Here is an 815-nt window from a genome sequence, read left to right as displayed (position 1 = left end):
CACCGAACCGGCGCACGTCTGACCCCCTCGGCCGCGCCGGGTCCGCAACTTCCGGGCTCGGCGCGGTCCGTGGCGGTGACCTGCGGGGACGCTCCCGCCGGCCTCGATTCCGCGGAACGGTCGGCAACCGAGCGGCTACCGAATTGCCCTCGGCCAATTCCAAACTTCTTAACCCACAAATGAAGTTTTCCCGTAAGGTGGACCCCATGACCAACATCTACGACGCCCAGGCCCAGGCCGACGAACTCGAAGACCTGCTCGGAGAGACCTATATCGCGCTCGGTGAGGTCGAGGAATCCCTCGGCACGCTCGCCACCCGGATCGAGCTGTACCACTCGCACCCCGCCGAACCGGCCACCATCGATCTGGAACGTCAGGTGACCGCGATCCGTGCCGCGCTGGCCGCGCTCGAGGCGGCCCTGCCCGCCGATGGGGTGCACAAGCCCTACCCCGCCCCGGCGACCGAGGTGGGCGAGCGGTGAGCGCCTACACCGACGATTGCCACGACGACGGGTACGAGCCCACCGAGGACTGGACGCCGGGAACGTGCGACCAGTGCGGCATGAAGGACACCCCGCCCGGATGGATCGGGCCGGTCTGCGCGTGCAGCATCGGGGAGGGTTCCGTGTCGTACGAGTGCACCTGTACCTGAGCTGAAATCCGTTGCCGCGCCGCCCGTCCCGAGTTCGGGGCCGGGCGGCGCGGTCGTTTCTGGCACCGCTTCCCATGCGTCAAAACTTCATTTGCGCAAATGAAGTTTGGCGGGTAGTATTTCTCTCATGACGAACAACGAAACCCCCGCCGCCCGCCAGCTC

General features: G+C 67.0%; 2 protein-coding genes. Both read left to right on the top strand.

Translation table 11 applies throughout. The annotated features are described in order from the left end of the window. The first annotated feature begins 206 nt into the window (after positions 1 to 206). Positions 207 to 482 (top strand): hypothetical protein, encoded by a 276-nt coding sequence (locus ACFQV6_RS44280; protein ID WP_378033744.1) that lies wholly within the window; start codon positions 207 to 209, stop codon positions 480 to 482. Further along, a complete protein-coding gene (locus ACFQV6_RS44275; RefSeq protein WP_378033743.1) occupies positions 479 to 652 on the top strand; it encodes a hypothetical protein in 174 nt (57 codons plus the stop codon). Before ACFQV6_RS44280 ends, ACFQV6_RS44275 begins: the two co-directional genes overlap by 4 nt. The last annotated feature ends 163 nt before the right edge of the window (positions 653 to 815 follow it).

Source organism: Actinoplanes sp. GCM10030250, from assembly GCF_042666575.1.
Classification (GTDB): domain Bacteria; phylum Actinomycetota; class Actinomycetes; order Mycobacteriales; family Micromonosporaceae; genus Actinoplanes.
The sequence above is the reverse complement of the archived record's forward strand: the minus strand, read 5'-3'. Positions and strand labels throughout refer to the sequence as shown.

Excerpts from the sequence above, each read along its gene's own strand:
- ACFQV6_RS44280 (WP_378033744.1), top strand. The coding sequence starts at position 207 with ATGACCAACATCTACGACGCCCAGGCCCAGGCCGACGAACTCGAAGAC.